The organism is Escherichia sp. 20412-1, assembly GCF_003027595.1.
Classification (GTDB): Bacteria; Pseudomonadota; Gammaproteobacteria; order Enterobacterales; family Enterobacteriaceae; genus Escherichia; species Escherichia marmotae.
This window is the reverse complement of the sequence record NZ_PYQM01000121.1, coordinates 1-739: the sequence shown is the minus strand read 5'-3', so window position 1 is coordinate 739 and position 739 is coordinate 1. Positions and strand designations below refer to the sequence as shown.

The following is a 739-nucleotide window of genomic DNA, read 5'->3' as shown; positions in this document are numbered from 1 at the left end:
TTTCATTTTCAGCTCTCGCATCGGCTAACTCCTTTGTGTATTTTGCATCGAGTGCAGCAACATCACGCTGGCGCTGCTGCATGTCAGTAATGGTGGCGTCAGCCAGCTTCAGTTCTCTGACTTTTTTATCGCGCTGCGCTTTGTAAGTGATGGCATTATCGCGGTAATGGTCTGTTGCCAGCCACAGCGCACCGCAGGCCACCAGCAGGACAATAATCAACACATACAGAACACGGTTCATATCACCACCAGCGGATTGCCCGGACCAGTATGGCAATTGCCACAATACGAATGGCGAATGCCGTTGCCCGAATAAATTCAACACTCATCTGTTTAAATAAATTGTCGTCATCAGTCACTGTCACCCCACCAGCCCCGACGAAGACAACATCATCCATGCCATGGAAAGAAGAAGAGCTGCCAGCGTTGCTGAAAATGAAATGCAGGCAATGCCCCAGAGGATGTCCCCCAGCATTATGAGTTTGCGTGACATGTTTACCCCTTAATTGCGGTAATTAACTGGGCAACCACCCATAAAAACGGGATGCTCCAGACCAGCAAAAACTTCCAGTTTGGTAATTGACCAATCATGAGTCGCAACTCCCTAACCAGTTTGCTAAAATCAATCAAGGCAGCCTCCCATAGCTGCCATAAACACAAAACCCCGTTTGCGCGAACAATCGGGGTTTTTACTTTTATTCACTTACGTTTTGCCAGTTCGCAGGATTTCGTGTTATCC

The 739-nt window shown here is 47.9% G+C and carries 3 protein-coding genes; all 3 read right to left on the bottom strand.

All coding sequences use genetic code 11. From position 1 onward, the window contains the following. On the bottom strand, window positions 1–241 hold a 241-nt coding region (locus tag C7B16_RS24275), incomplete at its 3' end, for a lysis system i-spanin subunit Rz (protein ID WP_181244210.1). 1 nt (window position 242) lies between these two features. Further along, window positions 243–329, bottom strand: a complete 87-nt coding sequence (locus tag C7B16_RS25565) for a hypothetical protein (RefSeq protein ID WP_244445990.1) — start codon at window positions 327–329, stop codon at window positions 243–245. 32 nt (window positions 330–361) lie between these two features. Further along, window positions 362–493: a hypothetical protein gene (locus C7B16_RS25560; protein WP_033552636.1), complete on the bottom strand. Its 132-nt coding sequence runs from the start codon at window positions 491–493 to the stop codon at window positions 362–364. Window positions 494–739 lie beyond the last annotated feature (246 nt).

Bases quoted from the DNA above. Each gene is read 5' to 3' on its own strand.
- C7B16_RS25560 (WP_033552636.1), bottom strand. From the start codon at position 493: ATGTCACGCAAACTCATAATGCTGGGGGACATCCTCTGGGGCATTGCC.
- C7B16_RS25565 (WP_244445990.1), bottom strand. From the start codon at position 329: ATGAGTGTTGAATTTATTCGGGCAACGGCATTCGCCATTCGTATTGTG.